Here is a 15,066-nt window from a genome sequence, read left to right on the forward strand (position 1 = left end):
CGCTTGCGGGGTTGCCAACGAAAACAGCCCTTCACCGACAAAAGGGCGAAGGACTGTAAACAAGCTACTCTACGCCATCCCGCCGGCCGGTGACAGTCCTGGGCGGACAGACCATCGGGTGGCTACAGCCCCGGCGATCAGGCAGTTACACTGGCCGGACACCCGCACGGAGACACCGCCCATGTCGGTTCGCACCCTGGCCATCGCCCTGCTGATCGCAGGCGCCCTGCTGCCGGTCATCGGCTGGCAGACCGACAGCCCCGTCGGCTTCGTCGGCCCCGCCCTGCTGCTGCTCGGTATCCTGCTGCTATGGACGCGCAAACGCCATGGCCGGTGAGGCCACCGACCCCGAGCCGGAGACCCCCCGGGGCGAGCTGGGCCAGCTGCTGGCGCGAGTCCAGGGAGCCGGGCGCCACGCCGAGAGCGTCAGCCTCGAGGCCATCCTCGATAGCCTCGGGCAGCGCTCCTTCGCCCCCTTCCTGCTGGTGGCGGGGCTCGTCACCCTGGCGCCGCTGATCGGCGACATCCCTGGCGTGCCGACCCTGATGGCGGCGCTGGTGGTGCTCGCCGCCGTGCAGCTGCTGGCCGGCCGGGAGCATATCTGGCTGCCGAGCTGGCTGCTGAGCCGCCGCGTTTCCCGGGCACGCTTCGTTGCGGTCGTGCGCTGGATGCAGCGACCGGCGCACTGGATCGACCGCCTGCTCAAGCCGCGCCTGACATGGCTCACCCGACCGCCGGCGCACCTTCCCGTCGCCGTGACCTGCCTGCTGATCGCCCTGGCCATGCCGCCCATGGAGGTGGTGCCCTTCACCGCCAACGGCGCGGGGCTCGCCCTGACCCTGTTCGCCCTGGCGCTGCTCGCCCACGACGGCCTGATGGCCCTGCTGGGCTATTTCCTGACCTTCGGCACCCTGGCCCTGGTCGTCATCGGGCTGGCCTGAAGGACTCGGGCTCTTGAGCTACGGGCTCTACTGCCTGATCAACGCCGGCTTCCGGGAGACCCGCATCGACTGAGCAGGCACGCGGAAACGCCACGCTTGATGGAGGGCGCGGGAATCGAAGGGTCGAGAGGGGGTAGTGCTGGGATGGCGCCGCGGAGGGCGTGATGGTGCTGGTACCGGCGGTCGGACTCGAACCGACAAGAGGTTGCCCCCGGCGGATTTTGAATCCGACGCGAGGCCAATACAATCAGCATCTTGCAGGCGGCTATCGGAAAAATCCCAATTCCTGCCCCAATACTCAGAATGCGCTTGGGTGATATGGGATGCCACTCCCTGCCACGCTTGCAGGCCAGCTCAGGGGCCAGTTCAGGAAGCTTGGTGCGTCAGGTCGTGGAAGTGGATGCCAGTCGCCTTGATAACGGCGGTCATGGTGCGCAGGGTCGGGTTCCCCTTGGGAGACAATGCCCGGTACAGGCTCTCGCGTGAGACCTTGGCACGCTCAGCCACAGCAGCCATGCCGCCCTGGGCTTCCACCACATGGCGCAGCGCCAGCAGGAAGGCAGACTCTCCCCCCTCCTCGTCCAGCTCATCGAAGGCAGTGCGCAGGTAATCAAGCGCCATGTCAGGATCGTCGCGCAGCATCTCGATAACAGCGGTGTCGTGGCTTTTCATCTTCGTGCTCTCCTCCGGTGGTCAGCCAGAAACTCCTTGGCCTGCTCGATGTCGGCCTGCTGGCGCTTCTTGGTCCCACCGATTAACAACATCACCAGGCGCCTGCCCACCTTGGCGTAATACACGCGGTAGCCAGGTCCGTAGTCGATGCGCAGCTCCAGCACTCCGTCGCCAACAGCCTTGGTGTCTCCTGCATTCCCAGCAGCCAAGCGGTTGAGGCGAGTCAGCACACGCATCGCGGCCTGACGATCCTTGCCCTTGGTGGCTTCCAGCCAGGCTTGAAACGGATCGTGGCCGTCAGCGGTGAGGTAGTGCGTCAGCTCCATCATCGGGAGCATTGTAGCCTAAAAGCTACAAAAGGGAATGGGGAGCGCCAGCAGTATCTCGACTGCTGCATACCTATCCCTCGGCGTCCGGCTCGTCAGGTTCAGCCTTCAGCACTGCCTTGAGCCGATGGACCGCAGGACTCCGGGCGGCCAGGATCGCCAGCCGCGTCTCGGCCTGGCGCATCTCCTCGCGCAGCGACTCGACCTCCTCCCGGGTGAGCCGGTTGTGGCCATGCTTTGTGTCGCCCATCACCAGCTCCTCGATGCCAACATTTGCCAGCCTCTCATGGGGTTTGGACCTTGGGTTTTCTCAGGTTCTCATGGGGTCTAGCCGTGATGAAGCGTGATCGCCCATGGGGTATGGACCCGGATCGCCCCGGCGCTGGGCTGGAATCTCAGCCGGTCGGCTACCGATACCGGACCCGTTCGGCCAGGTCGCCTACCGGGATGCCCTGACGGCGCAGGGCGTCCAGCACCTCGGGATTGGTCGAAGGATCGTAGGGCGGTTCCACCTTCGGCGGCTCCGGTCGCTTCGCCCTCGGCCCCGACTTCGGCCCGGTCGATGCGCCCCCGTGGAGATGGCAGCGGCCCGATGCGTACAGGTCGCGGCGCTTACAAGGTGTCCCGGCCCGCGTCTTCGCCCCGCAGCGCAGGTCGCGGCACGCCTCGGGGAAAAGTAGGCGCTCACCCCTGGCCACGGCTCGGGACCATGCCCGGTATCGGCGGCGCAACTCGGCTTGATCGTCCATCGGTGATCCTCCTCGGGCCTCACGTGCGTACTGCTCCGAAAACTCCGCCACCCTTACCGGAACCTTACCCCAGCAGGGGCTCGGGATTCGTACCGGAGGTGCGTACCACGTGAATCGTTGAAGCAAGGCGTTTCCCCTTGGCATTCACCGTTCACCAGTAGTGCGCGGCCAGGGTGCGCGAAGGGGCTTCGCCACTAGTAGTACGCAGGGACTTTGCGGTTATCCCCTCAGTGAAGCGGATGAACCGGGCCAGCCTCCATCCGGTCCTTCATCCCCATGGCCTCGGCCCTGGCCAACAGCTCGTCCTCGGGCACGTCCAGGGCGGAGGCAATGTCGGCCAGGCGGTAGACCGCTTCGCCCTTGTCGTTCACCCCGGAGGGCGTCAGCCCCGGCAGGCACTCGACCATACCTTGGCGCAGCGTCTCCAGCATCGGCGCTCGCAGGTACATCGGGTGGGCCTCGTCATGGGCTGCCCGAATGATCGACTCGGCGTTGTCTCGGTCGGCACTGGCGAAGAACTGGCGGGCAGCCATGCGCTCGACGTTCTCCAGCAGCGCGGCGATATGCGGCGCCAGCGGCTTCTCCAGGCGTTCCGGTGGCATGGCCAAGCGATGGGCTGCCCATGCCTGCCCTGGGCTCAGGTGCGCGATGCCGGTGCCCTCCTGGGCGGCCTGGGCCAGTGAGTCGCGGGTGATGGTCGTCATGGTGGTGTTCTCCAGGGTCAGGCGGCGGGTGGTGGTGTCGGGGCGTCGTCCTGCATCGCGGTGACGATGCCGGCCATGGTGCGGATGCGGACCCGCACGAACCCGGCCAGGGCGCCGTGGGGCAGGTTGGCGTCGATGCGCTCCAGGGCGTCGGCCACGAAGTCCAGCGTGTGGTGGCTGGGGTTGCCGTGCTCCAGGGCAGACAGCGCCAGCTCGGCCTCGTCCACCACCTCCTGGGTGGCACGCATCGAGCGCAGGCTGGCCAGCAGGCGGCTGGCCTCGCGGATCGCATCATCAATCAGCATCAGTCAGCACCTCCACGTCAGCACCAGGCCAGCGGGCACGGGCGGACGCCAGCGCCTCCTCCTCGGTCATCGGTCGCCCAGCAATCGCCAGACGCCTGCCGTCCACTCGAAGCGTCCAGCTCATGCGCACGCCAGCCGGCAGCGGCTCAGGTGTGCCGTTCTGATGCTGGCGCGGGTGATAGGTCGCCTTGGTCAGCGTTGCCGCCCTGGGCGTCAGCAGTGAAGCGTTCGCGGCCCTCCTGCCTGCATTCTCCTGGCGGTGGGTCTCGGGCTCGTCGGCAGCGGCCTTCGCCCATGCCTGGGCATACCAGCGGCAGGTGGTGGCCAGCTTTGCCGGCGCCAGCCACTTAAGCCGGTCGGCCAGGTGGCGGCGGTCGTCGGCATTGATCGGGCAGCGGGCCTCGATCCAGGCCAGCCAGTCATCCAGCGTTGCCGGTGGTGGGTCTCCCACCCTGCCCCGGATCGCCTGGGCGACCTGCTCTCGGGCCTGTTGGATACCCGGGGCAGCCTCGAAGGCGTTGTCGATCTCGGCAGCCAGGGTGGCGCGGGTGCCACGGTCCAGCGGTCCCATGGCTCGACGCATCAGGTTCACCAGGTCGGGGCCAAGGTCTCGGCCCACCTCCCGCACCAGCACTTCGATGATGCGCTCGACCTCCTGCAAGGGGGCGGGTGCCCCCTTCGGCTCGGTAGGCTCAGGCGTTACCACTAAGGCCAGCGGGCTGTCCTCGGCTACGGTCGGTGCTGGGGCCGGTGGCACTTCCTCCAGGTGCCGGGGCGCCTTGTTCAGCTTTGCCAGCCAGCGGTTGCCCGATGCGTTTTTTTCCTCAAAAGCGCCGGGTGGGGCACTGCCAAAACTGACAGAACCCCTTTTTGGCACTTTTGGCAGTTCACTACCGGGCGCATTTCCCAGTTTTTCCAGCCAACGGTTCATGACTCCCCCTCCTTCGGCGCAAGGCTCGGATGCCAGTAGAAGACGGTCTTCGGGCGCCCGGTCTCGGCAGGCACCTCGAAGCTGCGAACGTGGTGATGGTCCTCCAATACCTCGATGGCCTCGCGAACCTCGTCCACGCCGGCCAGGCCCGCCCAGTGCTTGCGGCGCACGTCGCGGGCAGTAAACGGCTGGGGCAGCTTGTCGCGGCGTTGGTGGATCAGGTGGGCGCCTGCAACCTGACTCCCGGTGACGGCGCTGTACAGCCGCAGCGTGTGGCTGCGCAGGAACTCGGCCCATGCCAGGGCGCGGCAGGTGGAAGCATGGCCGACTTCGCCTTGCTCGCCGTCCACCAGGGCGAACAGCAGCGCCAGCGCGCAGACGGTCTTGGGCATCTTCAGCAGGTGGGACTCCAGGGCCGGGGGCAGCTCGCCGCTCCGGGCCTCGGCGTGAAGCTCCTCCATCCACGTGATGAACTCGGCCTGGGCGTGATCGCTGAAACGCCAGGTCGGCGGCTCGCCGTCCTCGGTCTCGAAGGACATGGCGTGGAGCGCATAGAACGCTTGCCGGTAACGGTCCTTGGCCTCAGCCGATGGCGCCCGGTCTACCCACTGCCAGTGCTTGGGCTGGTCCGGCCATACCGCCAGTTGGAACCGCTGAATCAGGCCGTCATCGTCGGTGCCCTTGGCCACGCCTCGCACCAGCGGGGCAATCTTCGCCGGCTGGATACCACCGATGATGGACAGGTTGCAGTTCTCGATGGCGATGGTGCCGCGCCCAATGCGGTCATAGGTGTAGCGTCCATCGCCGTTGAAGCACTCCAGATAGAACGCTCGGTCAGCGGCGTGCTCCTCCTGCTGCATCTTGGCCAGCCAGCCGGACAGCTCATCGCGCACCAGCGTCAGGCCGTTGGGGTTCTCGTTCAGCCGCTCGCCCAGCGCCTCCACGCTGGCGTCATTCACGGTCAGGCGGGGCGGTGACTCGGGCGGCTCCTCCAGGCTGGCGACCTTGGCCAGCTCGGCGCGGGCTCCTTCCCGGTCTCCATCCTTGGCCTTCTTCTTCGCCCGCTGCTTGGCGGCATCGCGCTCCATACCAACGATCTCAGCATCATCGGCATGCTGGGCCAGCGTTGCCTCGTGCTCCTCGCGTAGCTCCGCCTCGATGGCGTCTAGGGGGAAGCGCATTGCCTTGAGGGTGGGCGACTTCATCGAAGACGGACCACCAATGAGGGCGCCCCACAGGTTCGGCGTGATGGTCCAGTCGTCGTAACGCTTCGGGCGCATCAGCACCTTGCGGCCTACTACGCCGGCCAGGCCGACCAGGGCCACCACGGCGCAATACTCCGGCGCAGACTGCTGGCGCTGGGCCACGTCCATGACGTAAGGCCGGATCGCCTCGGGCAGCATCTCGGGGCTGAATGCCTCGACAGGTGGCAGGCTGGACGGCAGCGCCCTGGGTGGCTCCATAGGCTCGGCGGTGTCGTGCAGTTGGGTGAGGATGGAAGTCATGCGGCAGCCTCCTTGCGGCCTTCACAGGCGGCGAGGTCGTTGAAGTCGGAACAGGCGCAGTCTTCGCAAGGGAAGCGCGGCCAGGTGATGTCGGCGCCGATGATCTCGGCGGCATGGCGGCCATAGGTCAGGCCGGCATTCCCAGCTTTACGCCTGTCGTTATCGGCGGCGATGGTGATGGCGATATGGGCCGGCAGGTTGCGGCGCAGGGTGCGGGCTACGGGCTCAAGGTTGTTCGCAGCCATGGTGGCCACGACCGGGCAGCCGCTCGCCTCATGGATCGTCGCCGCTGTTGCCCAGCCCTCGGTGACATAGACATGCCCAGCGCCAGCCAGCCGGCCCACCAGGGAGGCGGCGCCCTTGATCCTGCCACGCTTGAGGAACCGCTTTGTGCCGTCCGCTCGGATGCGCTGTAGGTTCACCAGCTCGCCATCGGCATGCAGGGGCACCAGCAACACGCCGCCCTGCTGGCGCAGGCTGTGAGGCTGCACACGCTTAGCGGTGAGGTAGGGGTGGCGCTGGTCAGCCAGGGCGGCAGCGTCCCACTCCTGGCGGGCCTGCTGGGCGGTCTGAGCCTGCTCCTGCTGGCGCCTGGCCTCTCGCTCGCGTCGCGCCTTCGCGGCAGCCTGACGGGCCTGCTCGGCGGCGATAGGGTCATGCTCGCCGGCCACGGTGACGGTCTGTTGCTCCCCGGTGTGCCAGAACCCGAATACCGCCACCTCCAGGGAGGGGCAGACATACCAGCCGGCCAGGTTGCCCCGTCGCTTGTCCGGGGCGTCGAAGCGGTGAACGTCTCCGTCGGCGCGGATCGCCAGGCCGGTGACGCCACGGGCGGCCAGGGCTTCAGCCAGTGCTGACTCGATGGTGGTAGACTGGCGGTGCGCTGGGTGTGGCGCATTGTGTCGGGTCCGGCTCTCAACAGAGGGCCGGGCCTTTCTCATTTCGGTCTGCATAGGTCACTGCTCCTTCGCCTCACGGCGGTGGTGGTGATTGGGGTGGCGCTTCGGTCGGATCGCCCCGGCCAGCCAGCGCCAGCAAGCGGCCAGGGTGTGAGCGATGGCAAACATCAGTAGGCGGCCTCCAGCGTCTCCAGGCGCCGCGTCAGCAGCACGTTGAGGAACAGGCGAAGGTCGGCTTTCTCGCGCTCGGACAGCACAAGAACGCCATGCTCGGTGACGACCTGAAAGGCGGTAGGCGCCTGCTCGCGGATCGCCCAGCGGGTGTGGTCGATGGCATCGCCCAGACTCAGGGCGCCGGCCTCAATCACGATGTCGGTGGGCGTCATGAGTCACCCCCCTGCTCGCTATTCAGCTCGCGGATGGCACGGAGGTGGTCGGCCATGTTCTCCATCAGGCCGGACATCACCTCGTTGCTCATGGTGCAGCGGTCCTCCTCGGCGTCGTTGTAGTACGCCAGCAGGAACTCGCTCAGCGCCCACGCCTGGCGGGTGTGATCGTCGATGCGGTCTTTGATCTGGAGGGGAGTCATGACGCCACCTCCTGGCCACGGGCAGCGGCCTCCAGGCGGCGGGCTTTCTCGGTGTGGTGGTTGTATCGCTTCAGGCGGGTGCTGGCGCTGGAATCAGCGAACAGCGCAGCGCGGGCCATTGCCCGGTGGGCGGCGGCGCGTGCAGATGGATTGCGGGTAGGGAGCATGGGTGAGACTCCTGAAGTTGAGGAGTCGTCCCCGGCTGCGGCCAAGCAGCGGATGGGGGCGACTGTACGCGGGTTGGCCGACCGGGACTTCAGGAACCCGGCACACCCGGAGGTGTCCCGCGCACAGCCGCCATTGCGCATGGCAGGCACGAAAAAAGCGCCCGACATGATGCTGGCGCTTGTGCGCCTGAAGTCTCTCGACCGGCCAAGGTCGGCTGCTGAATTTGCAGCAGCCCCCTGAGCATAGCGGCGCGGGGTGGCATGGGCAAGCATCAGGACGCCTCCCGCTGGTCCTGCTCCCAGTCTTCAACGTCGCTCAGTGACCAACGGGTGAGACTGCCCCCGGCCAGCTTTACGGGCTTGGGGTAGCGCCCCTCGCGCACCCAGCGCCAGATGGTGGCCTCATGGGTGCCATAGCGGTTGGACAGTTGCTTGACGGACAGCCAGGCGCGGTCGGTGATGCTGGCGCCTTGGCTCTCCTGGGCGGTGGTGTCGCGGTGGGTTGCCTGTGCCATATGGTTCTGCCTCGTGCTGTGGATTCACAGGCAGCATGGCGTGGCGCTTTCACGCCTTGTTCCAAATGGAACGGGCGGCGTTCCTTATAGGTTCCAGATAGGTGTATCTCGAATCATGGACGCTCGGTGGCACGGTCATCGCGGGCGGCTTGTATCTCCTTCACCGTCTTCGCTATTGGGTCTTTGTCCAGCTTCAGCCCTTGGCGCTCCAACACGGCTTGAAGGACAGCGGCAGCCTTGTAGGGCTCGGCAGGTATCTCACCGCCCAGCACCTCAAGCGCCAGCGCCTCAATCAATGTCAGGTAGGTATGCCGGCGCCGGTGGTGCGGGGGCTTGTCTTCGGGAGCGACTGGCGTCCGGGGCTTGGGCGTCACGCGCAGCGCCTCGGGAATGTCATCGTCGGCATGGCCTGAAGCCTTCAGCCACCGTGCGACTTCAGTCCTTTGAAGCTGCATCCTAATTTCATCGACCTCGAAGACGTTCATGTACAGGGTGGTCTCGTCTTCTCGGAACCACGACTTGGAAGTTCGGTCGCCCCCCGGGGGGTAACCGTAGACCAGGATCAATTCAGACTTCAGGTCGCCGCGCCCAACGGCTTCGACCAACTGGCGTTTCCAAGCGAATACCTCAACAACTTGGTGCTCGAACTCCGGGCCATGTCGCAGCAATGCAGAAACCTCGGCAGGGTCATACCCGGCCAAGATGCAGGCGACCTCCTCGTAATCCATCTCACGGGCCACTGACCACGGTGATAGTGCCATGCGCTACTCCTCGCGCTCACTCCATGGAAGGGATGGCTGGCGGGCATGGTGGAGTTGCCATGCTTTCGGGTGATCGGCCCTAGCCAGCCAACGGGGACGGTGGCGCCGGCTACTCGGCGGCCACCTTGTTCTGGCGGATCGTTGCCACCTTGCCGCTGGCGCTGGCAGGGGTGGCCAAGAAGGTCGCCCACTGCTTCATCACGCGGGCACGCTTGGCCATGAGGTCGCCACGCCGATAGGCGGCCTCGGCTTGGTTGCCGATGGCGTGCGCCAGCACCATCTCGGCCACGTCATGCGGGGTCGCGGTGCGCTCGCTCAGCCAGTCCCGCAGGGTGCTACGGAACCCGTGGACGGTCGCCCTCTCCTTCTCGCCCATGGTGGCCAGTAGGTCGGTCATCGCCCGGTCGCTCAGCTTGCGGCCATGGTTGCGGGTGAATACCAGCCCCTCCTCGGCCTGGGGGAGTGCTTGCAACAGCTCGATAGCGGCTGGCGCCAGCGGGACACGATGTTCTCGCCGGCCCTTCATGCGCTCAGGCGGGATGGTCCAGGCGGCGTTGGCCAGGTCGATCTCCTCCCAGCGGGCGCCCAGCACCTCGCCGGACCGGCAGCCGGTCAGGATCGTGAATGCCAGCGCCAGGGCGGGGGTGTCGTCACGCTCGCGGAGCCGCGCCCAAAACTCGGGCATGGCGTCGATGGGCATGGCGCGGTGGTGGACCTTCTTCGTGATCTTGCCCGGTGCCGGCAGCACTGCATCCAGATTGCCTTTCCAGGCGGCGGGATTCGGGCCGGCACGGTGGCCATGGGCAGTTGCCCACGCCAGCACGGCCTCGATGCGCTGGCGCACGCGGGCGGCGGTGACGGGCTTGCTCTGCCAGATGGGCTCAAGCGCCTGCTTGACGTGGACCAGCTCGATGTCGCTCACCGCCATGCTGCCCAGCTCGGGAACTGCATAGGTGGCCAGCGAGGTCTCCCACTGGCGGGCGTGCTTGGCGCTGCTGGCCTCGGCCTGTTTGATCTTCACCACGGCTTCAGCGGCCTGGGCGAAGGACAGCCGGCGCAGCTCAGCGGCTCGACGCGCCTGCTTGGCGGCCTTCTTCTCGGTCAGGGGGTCGATACCCTCGGCCAGCTTCTCGCGGATCGCCTCGGCCTTCTTGCGGGCGTTGGCCAGGCTGGTATTGGGAAAACTGCCCAGCCCAATATCGCGGTAGACGGAGAACGGCTTGCCGTTGGCAGACTCCCGCTTCTCTCCGGTGGGGTAGCGCAGTACCCACGACCGGCTGCCGGCTTTGGTCACTCGCAGGAATAGGCCATCGACACCGCCGACCGCGTAGCGGCCTGGGGCGGTGAGGCGTCGGACCTCAAGGGCGGATAGTTCTCGGGCTTTCCTCGGCATAGCAGCTTGTCCCAATACCTGTCCCAATATGGAAACGTTATTGGATGCTAGTCTATGCCACTCTCAGCCACAAGGAAGGGCGGCTAAGTGCTTGTTTTAGGTGGTACCGGCGGTCGGACTCGAACCGACAAGGGCTTGCACCCGGCGGATTTTGAATCCGTTTTTCGACAATTCCAGGCCGCGCTTGCTACGGGCTTTTGTCGATAAATCAATCTCTTGAAATTTTACATTGGTTACACATGACACATGGATTCGCTACGATCTGCGACCAAACTGCGACCACATTAAGCCAGCCATTGCAGCGGACGAGCGTCCGCTGCCTAGGTTACGGCGCTATGCCACAGGTTTTTCACAATGCATGTACGAACAAGGGATTATGAGTTTGCACGCAACGCTGCAAGCCCAGCAAAATCAAGAGTAGCCCACCGTAAGTCAGATAAAGTAAAAGCATATGCGTGACAGTAGGTTAACGTAATTTTGCGAAGGCGGACAGAACGGATGAGTGCACCGCTAGTGTACCGATAGACGAGAAATTTAGCCTGAGCTCGGGCATCATCTAGACTGCAGCGTCTGCTCAAATCGTGTTGCCTAAACATCCAGTGTCGATTAGTAGTCAAGTGATACAAAAATCATGGCAACCTAACAGCATTCTGGCGCCGCCGCATGTCATCGGCCCAGGCCGCCAAAGCATCAATCTCTGCCGCCAGTGCTTCCGGTCTCGGCAAAGGACGGTTCAACGCAGCGGCGGCGCTGTGTAGCAGCCCGGAACAGCGACCAAATCCGTCCCGCATGGCCTCGCAGTCGGCAGCCGTGATCGCGGTCAGCTTAATCAAGCCAGGCGTCTTCACTTCATTGGACAGTCGCCGGATGACGTGCCCAACGGCTTCTTCAACCGCGATCTCCCACGTATCACGCAACGTTGCCGCGATGGATTTGACGGACTTCCGCCACTCGTCGTGATTGCCTTGCTCAAAATGGAAGCGTTCGCCCGCAAGCTGATTATTAAGACTTGTGGTGATGTCACTGACCCGACGCGCTTTGAATGGCGGCTCGCTGCGGCAAAAGCCTGCCTTGTCAGCACCACGGCTGATGGAGCTAATCGCAACCTGCGGCTTAGGCTGCGCATCGTCCGCCGCGCGATTCAACTCGAACAGGAACGCCAGGTCATGGGTGAAGACGATGACCTGGCGATGCGCGGCCTCAGCAACCAGGCGCTTGGCCACGGCCTCCCGGTGCATATGATCGAGCGAGGAAACGGGATCGTCAAAGACGATGCCAGACTTGTTTTCGGTGGTGGCGAGTTCGGCCATGAACGCAGCCAAGGCTGCGCAGCGATGCTCGCCTTCGCTCAAAACCTGTCCCACCGCAGCCGTGGGCTTCCTTGTAAGTGCGACCTTGAAGCGAGGGATGCCCTGAACGCTGTTTTGCTGTCGAAGCTCCACAGCGAGGCCAGCAATCTCGAAGCTCGCCACCTCGCGAGCAAATTGCGCGCGTAGCGTGTCCGTAACCAACGCCTGAGCGATCTCGGTGCTCTTTGTGGTGACGCGGTTGGTAGCAGTGTCCCGCTTGGCCGTCTCAAGCAGTGCGATTTTCTTCTGACGTTCGATTTCGGCAAGAGCATCGGCTTTGATGCCACCAAGCCATTGCCGATCCGCAAGCTCGGCCTTTTCGGCAAGCAAGGCGGCGCGAGCTGGCGAGCCCGCCTCCGCGACAAGGGCGTTCGCCCGAATTTCAATGCCCGCTGCTTGATCGACCAGCACCTGACGCGAATACTCCGTAATGGGCACGTCAATAGCGGTGCTTGGGTTTGCGTGGCGTCGCCTGATCTGGCGATGACGCCACAGGGCGCGCAAGGTCGCCCCCCTAACCTCCATCGCCAAGGGATCCTGGCGCAGTTCGTCGCGGACGGTTGCCACAATGTTCGCCAACTCGGCCAACGAAACAGCCTCTCCCTTGAACGTTGCCAGTGCCCGGTCGTATGCGAGGCGCGCAGCCTCGGCACGTTGTTGGCTGTCATCACGCACAAATGCCTCGAAGCGATTAAGGCGATCAGCGGCGACGGGCGTCAATTCCTGCTGGCAAAGCACGCATGCGCTGCCGGGATCTGTCACAGGGAAGTGCTGTTCGGGATAGGCTTCCGCGTCAGAAAACGCTCGGGCACTGGCCCATAGCGCCTGCCAAACCTCCGACCCGATCTGCGGCAACGGTTCGTCCCGGAAAAGCGCACTGGAAGCAGCTTCTGCCGCCCGGCGCGCGGCATCGCTATCAACGGCAAGGCGGCGCAGGTTATTGGCGGTCTCGTCGCTGATTGAAGCAAATAGCCGATCCAGGCGCGCAATGTGCCCGTCAACCTTGGTCTTCAACGCCGCAAGCTGGCGCGCCGCGCGAGCCGGATCACCAGCCAGGTCCGCCGTGAGCTGTGCCAATCGGTCTTGCTCTGCTTGCGTGAGCGTGGCCAGCTCTTCGACTGTCGCCGGCGCAGTGTTGGCGGTGAGACGGGCCATGAGCTTGCCGACCGCTGTGTCCCTGCTACATGTCGGCGTCCTGATCGCTTCGGGCGTTTGCGCCTTTATCTGTGTAATATCGGCTGCCAGCTTGTCCTTGACCGACTTACAGAGCTGCGCCAGTGCACCAAGCAGTTTGAGCGGAAACGGCGTGTAAGCCACGTCATTCGTATCATCCACGTGGACGTTCGCGGTGCGGGAATCGAACACACTGATGCCTGAAAGCGCGGCGTCAGCAGCCTGACCAAGCTGCCAAGCGCAAGTGCGGTTCTGACCGCTGATCGCGTATTCAATCGTGGCGCTCGGCGTGCCCGGTGCAGCGTCATATATGTCGGGGGCGATTTCCTCGGCTCGGCCAGACATACGGGCGCGACATACCTTCTTGAGAATCCGCGCGTAGCCGGATTTTCCCGATCCGTTGTCGCCATAGATGATCGTCAAACCGACACGGTGGAGAGTCAGCCGTTGGTCGTGAGCCAGGGCGTTGATATGCCGGACTCCATGCACCTGCCGCAGATAGACTTCCCCCTGATCGCGGTTCGGGCCGCGAAGGTGCCCCGCTTCCAACGGGACCGCCGTATTGTCTCCCTTGCAAATGGAAGCCAGCTCATCGATCTCGGCCGGCTCCAGGGCCGCTTGCGTTGCAAGTCGGCGCAGTGCGTCACGCTGCCAGTCGGGACTATCTGCAGACCACGCAAGGATGTTGGCGTGCGCCTCTGCTTCCGTTTTCATACACCTTCGCCTCTCGGTTCGCACCCGCTAAATGTACCAGGCTTATCCAGGTGCCTGCTCAGGGTCTCGGATAGCGTCTCGCCGGGCTGCCAGCCGAACATCTCCCGGCACGCGCCTGCGCTCCAGTGCCACCACGACGCAGCTGTCCACCGGCATCCCGTTACTGGACAGTATGCTGGGCGGGGGGCATCTACCGGGGCGCGACCGCAATGTATTCCGGCGTGTCCGGCACCGGCAAGACGACCTTCGCCGCGGCCTTTGCCCGAGCAGCCTGCGAGCGCGGCGACAACGTACTGTATCTCAGCTTCGAGGAAGGTGCCGAAGAGCTGGCGCGCAATCAGCAGAGCGTCGGCATCGACATGCGGGCCTATGCCGATCCACCGTCCAGGAAGGGACGGCTTGCCCATCGACTCGGCGATGTCGTCGATGGCACGCCCTTGCTCCCTGAGCTGCCAGGCCCGCCTGGCAAACGTCTCGATGTGCGGCATGGGGACTGGCCTCCTTGCTGATCGCTCATATCAGAATAGCAAGTGCGCAAAATGTGCCAAGCGAAGTTAAAAGTCAGACCTCGCTGTGCTGAGGGCTGAATGACATCAACTTGTTTGTTGATCCGAAAATGCTTTATTGAGCATCTCAACCCGGTCTGTGTAGTAAGGCCACCCCTCCGACTCGCTTACAACAGCAATACTATCGAAGTCGTCGAGACTACATGTAAGCTCATCGTAAGAAGCTTTATCTATAAGGTTCAAACGTTCGAGCAGCCTGGCCTTGAGCTGTTCTTTTGTGAATCTTTGCGAGACATTGATTTCCAAACAACACCTGATGATCTCATATGCTTCTTGTGAAACACTGTCCGATTCATACTTTATCTTTGCCCCTTTGCTCAGCCATTTTTTCCAAGGAGTTTCTCTCCGCCATTGACGACTCTTCCCCTCACTGGGTTCAGGCCATACAAGGATCGTTTCTTCACCCAAGGGATGCATGCCCCCAGTCAGCATTTCAAAAAAAATAACTCCAAGTGCAAAAACGTCTACCCGCCTCATTCATCAGGGCACAGAACGAGCGTGTTGAGTCCATCGATTGCCGGTACCGACCTGCTTCAACCTCATGCGGTCGCTTGGTAGACGGTTGGCATATACCCGATTCGGCTTTTGGCCGATCTTTTCATAACGATCAGGAATTGATGTCTGGCGCCGGCGCAGCCGTGGCCGTCGACCTCCGTTGTGGCCGCCTTACTTGGCGAGTCAATCTTGGTGACGCTGGGTGTCAGGCCAAGGCCGTCAGCCGAGGCAGCCCCTTCAGCAAGGTGGGCCACCATTTGTCGGCGGCATCGCCGAGGTGCACGGTGATGCGCCGGGCATGCATCGTCAGCG

At 64.1% G+C, this 15,066-nt stretch carries 18 protein-coding genes and 1 pseudogene; 3 read left to right on the plus strand and 16 right to left on the minus strand.

The genetic code is table 11. The features are described from left to right. Positions 1 to 181 precede the first annotated feature (181 nt). The gene (locus BM388_RS17900) at positions 182 to 337 is read left to right on the plus strand and encodes a hypothetical protein (protein ID WP_175535114.1); all 156 of its coding nucleotides are present in this window, start codon (positions 182 to 184) and stop codon (positions 335 to 337) included. Then, positions 327 to 941: an exopolysaccharide biosynthesis protein gene (locus tag BM388_RS14605; protein WP_089851456.1), complete on the plus strand. Its 615-nt coding sequence runs from the start codon at positions 327 to 329 to the stop codon at positions 939 to 941. Before BM388_RS17900 ends, BM388_RS14605 begins: the two co-directional genes overlap by 11 nt. A 366-nt stretch (positions 942 to 1,307) precedes the next feature. Here the strand turns inward: BM388_RS14605 and BM388_RS14610 are convergent, their stop codons facing one another. From BM388_RS14610 to BM388_RS14680, 15 genes and pseudogenes are all read right to left on the minus strand, one after another. Next, positions 1,308 to 1,613 (minus strand): addiction module antidote protein, encoded by a 306-nt coding sequence (locus BM388_RS14610; RefSeq protein ID WP_089851458.1) that lies wholly within the window; start codon positions 1,611 to 1,613, stop codon positions 1,308 to 1,310. Beyond that, entirely contained in the window at positions 1,610 to 1,942 is a 333-nt protein-coding gene (locus BM388_RS14615) for a type II toxin-antitoxin system RelE/ParE family toxin (protein ID WP_089851486.1), read from the minus strand. The genes BM388_RS14610 and BM388_RS14615 overlap by 4 nt, the downstream gene beginning before the upstream one ends. 70 nt (positions 1,943 to 2,012) lie before the next feature. Then, positions 2,013 to 2,189, minus strand: coding sequence for a hypothetical protein (locus BM388_RS17905; protein WP_175535115.1), 177 nt, complete (start codon positions 2,187 to 2,189; stop codon positions 2,013 to 2,015). Positions 2,190 to 2,496: 307 nt separating this feature from the next. Further along, a pseudogene (locus tag BM388_RS18285) lies at positions 2,497 to 2,832 on the minus strand (HGGxSTG domain-containing protein); the annotation flags it as partial. A gap of 83 nt (positions 2,833 to 2,915) precedes the next feature. Further along, positions 2,916 to 3,392: a hypothetical protein gene (locus BM388_RS14625; RefSeq protein WP_089851462.1), complete on the minus strand. Its 477-nt coding sequence runs from the start codon at positions 3,390 to 3,392 to the stop codon at positions 2,916 to 2,918. A gap of 17 nt (positions 3,393 to 3,409) precedes the next feature. Beyond that, on the minus strand, positions 3,410 to 3,697 hold the full coding sequence (locus BM388_RS14630; protein ID WP_089851464.1) for an anaphase-promoting complex subunit 10 family protein: 288 nt from the start codon (positions 3,695 to 3,697) through the stop codon (positions 3,410 to 3,412). Continuing rightward, on the minus strand, positions 3,687 to 4,628 hold the full coding sequence (locus BM388_RS14635; RefSeq protein WP_139233952.1) for a hypothetical protein: 942 nt from the start codon (positions 4,626 to 4,628) through the stop codon (positions 3,687 to 3,689). Before BM388_RS14635 ends, BM388_RS14630 begins: the two co-directional genes overlap by 11 nt. Next, positions 4,625 to 6,133 (minus strand): YfjI family protein, encoded by a 1,509-nt coding sequence (locus tag BM388_RS14640; RefSeq protein WP_089851468.1) that lies wholly within the window; start codon positions 6,131 to 6,133, stop codon positions 4,625 to 4,627. The genes BM388_RS14635 and BM388_RS14640 overlap by 4 nt, the downstream gene beginning before the upstream one ends. Beyond that, the gene (locus BM388_RS14645; protein ID WP_089851470.1) at positions 6,130 to 7,086 is read right to left on the minus strand and encodes a toprim domain-containing protein; all 957 of its coding nucleotides are present in this window, start codon (positions 7,084 to 7,086) and stop codon (positions 6,130 to 6,132) included. Before BM388_RS14645 ends, BM388_RS14640 begins: the two co-directional genes overlap by 4 nt. Before the next feature lie 113 nt (positions 7,087 to 7,199). Then, on the minus strand, positions 7,200 to 7,418 hold the full coding sequence (locus BM388_RS14650) for a hypothetical protein (protein WP_089851472.1): 219 nt from the start codon (positions 7,416 to 7,418) through the stop codon (positions 7,200 to 7,202). After that, complete coding sequence (locus BM388_RS14655; RefSeq protein ID WP_089851474.1) at positions 7,415 to 7,621, minus strand: hypothetical protein; 207 nt, start codon at positions 7,619 to 7,621, stop codon at positions 7,415 to 7,417. The genes BM388_RS14650 and BM388_RS14655 overlap by 4 nt, the downstream gene beginning before the upstream one ends. A gap of 439 nt (positions 7,622 to 8,060) precedes the next feature. Then, positions 8,061 to 8,303, minus strand: coding sequence for a helix-turn-helix transcriptional regulator (locus tag BM388_RS14660; RefSeq protein WP_089851476.1), 243 nt, complete (start codon positions 8,301 to 8,303; stop codon positions 8,061 to 8,063). Positions 8,304 to 8,416: 113 nt separating this feature from the next. Then, positions 8,417 to 9,064: a hypothetical protein gene (locus tag BM388_RS14665; protein WP_089851478.1), complete on the minus strand. Its 648-nt coding sequence runs from the start codon at positions 9,062 to 9,064 to the stop codon at positions 8,417 to 8,419. A 109-nt stretch (positions 9,065 to 9,173) separates the two neighbouring features. After that, on the minus strand, positions 9,174 to 10,457 hold the full coding sequence (locus BM388_RS14670; protein WP_089851480.1) for a tyrosine-type recombinase/integrase: 1,284 nt from the start codon (positions 10,455 to 10,457) through the stop codon (positions 9,174 to 9,176). 629 nt (positions 10,458 to 11,086) lie between these two features. Next, positions 11,087 to 13,693: an AAA family ATPase gene (locus tag BM388_RS14680; RefSeq protein ID WP_089851482.1), complete on the minus strand. Its 2,607-nt coding sequence runs from the start codon at positions 13,691 to 13,693 to the stop codon at positions 11,087 to 11,089. A gap of 125 nt (positions 13,694 to 13,818) precedes the next feature. Between BM388_RS14680 and BM388_RS14685 the strand changes: the two genes are divergently transcribed. Next, positions 13,819 to 14,202, plus strand: coding sequence for an ATPase domain-containing protein (locus BM388_RS14685; RefSeq protein ID WP_217641081.1), 384 nt, complete (start codon positions 13,819 to 13,821; stop codon positions 14,200 to 14,202). 84 nt (positions 14,203 to 14,286) lie between these two features. Here the strand turns inward: BM388_RS14685 and BM388_RS17655 are convergent, their stop codons facing one another. Continuing rightward, complete coding sequence (locus BM388_RS17655; RefSeq protein ID WP_139233953.1) at positions 14,287 to 14,736, minus strand: protein kinase family protein; 450 nt, start codon at positions 14,734 to 14,736, stop codon at positions 14,287 to 14,289. Positions 14,737 to 15,066 lie beyond the last annotated feature (330 nt).

The organism is Halomonas saccharevitans (assembly GCF_900116405.1).
GTDB classification, from domain to species: domain Bacteria; phylum Pseudomonadota; class Gammaproteobacteria; order Pseudomonadales; family Halomonadaceae; genus Halomonas; species Halomonas saccharevitans.

What these genes read in the sequence shown, in the direction of transcription:
- BM388_RS17900 (WP_175535114.1), top strand. Translation starts at nt 182, where the DNA reads ATGTCGGTTCGCACCCTGGCCATCGCCCTGCTGATCGCAGGCGCCCTG.
- BM388_RS14605 (WP_089851456.1), top strand. Translation starts at nt 327, where the DNA reads ATGGCCGGTGAGGCCACCGACCCCGAGCCGGAGACCCCCCGGGGCGAG.
- BM388_RS14610 (WP_089851458.1), bottom strand. Translation starts at nt 1,613, where the DNA reads ATGAAAAGCCACGACACCGCTGTTATCGAGATGCTGCGCGACGATCCT.
- BM388_RS14615 (WP_089851486.1), bottom strand. Translation starts at nt 1,942, where the DNA reads ATGATGGAGCTGACGCACTACCTCACCGCTGACGGCCACGATCCGTTT.
- BM388_RS17905 (WP_175535115.1), bottom strand. Translation starts at nt 2,189, where the DNA reads ATGGGCGACACAAAGCATGGCCACAACCGGCTCACCCGGGAGGAGGTC.
- BM388_RS14625 (WP_089851462.1), bottom strand. Translation starts at nt 3,392, where the DNA reads ATGACGACCATCACCCGCGACTCACTGGCCCAGGCCGCCCAGGAGGGC.
- BM388_RS14630 (WP_089851464.1), bottom strand. Translation starts at nt 3,697, where the DNA reads ATGCTGATTGATGATGCGATCCGCGAGGCCAGCCGCCTGCTGGCCAGC.
- BM388_RS14635 (WP_139233952.1), bottom strand. Translation starts at nt 4,628, where the DNA reads ATGAACCGTTGGCTGGAAAAACTGGGAAATGCGCCCGGTAGTGAACTG.
- BM388_RS14640 (WP_089851468.1), bottom strand. Translation starts at nt 6,133, where the DNA reads ATGACTTCCATCCTCACCCAACTGCACGACACCGCCGAGCCTATGGAG.
- BM388_RS14645 (WP_089851470.1), bottom strand. Translation starts at nt 7,086, where the DNA reads ATGCAGACCGAAATGAGAAAGGCCCGGCCCTCTGTTGAGAGCCGGACC.
- BM388_RS14650 (WP_089851472.1), bottom strand. Translation starts at nt 7,418, where the DNA reads ATGACGCCCACCGACATCGTGATTGAGGCCGGCGCCCTGAGTCTGGGC.
- BM388_RS14655 (WP_089851474.1), bottom strand. Translation starts at nt 7,621, where the DNA reads ATGACTCCCCTCCAGATCAAAGACCGCATCGACGATCACACCCGCCAG.
- BM388_RS14660 (WP_089851476.1), bottom strand. Translation starts at nt 8,303, where the DNA reads ATGGCACAGGCAACCCACCGCGACACCACCGCCCAGGAGAGCCAAGGC.
- BM388_RS14665 (WP_089851478.1), bottom strand. Translation starts at nt 9,064, where the DNA reads ATGGCACTATCACCGTGGTCAGTGGCCCGTGAGATGGATTACGAGGAG.
- BM388_RS14670 (WP_089851480.1), bottom strand. Translation starts at nt 10,457, where the DNA reads ATGCCGAGGAAAGCCCGAGAACTATCCGCCCTTGAGGTCCGACGCCTC.
- BM388_RS14680 (WP_089851482.1), bottom strand. Translation starts at nt 13,693, where the DNA reads ATGAAAACGGAAGCAGAGGCGCACGCCAACATCCTTGCGTGGTCTGCA.
- BM388_RS17655 (WP_139233953.1), bottom strand. Translation starts at nt 14,736, where the DNA reads ATGAGGCGGGTAGACGTTTTTGCACTTGGAGTTATTTTTTTTGAAATG.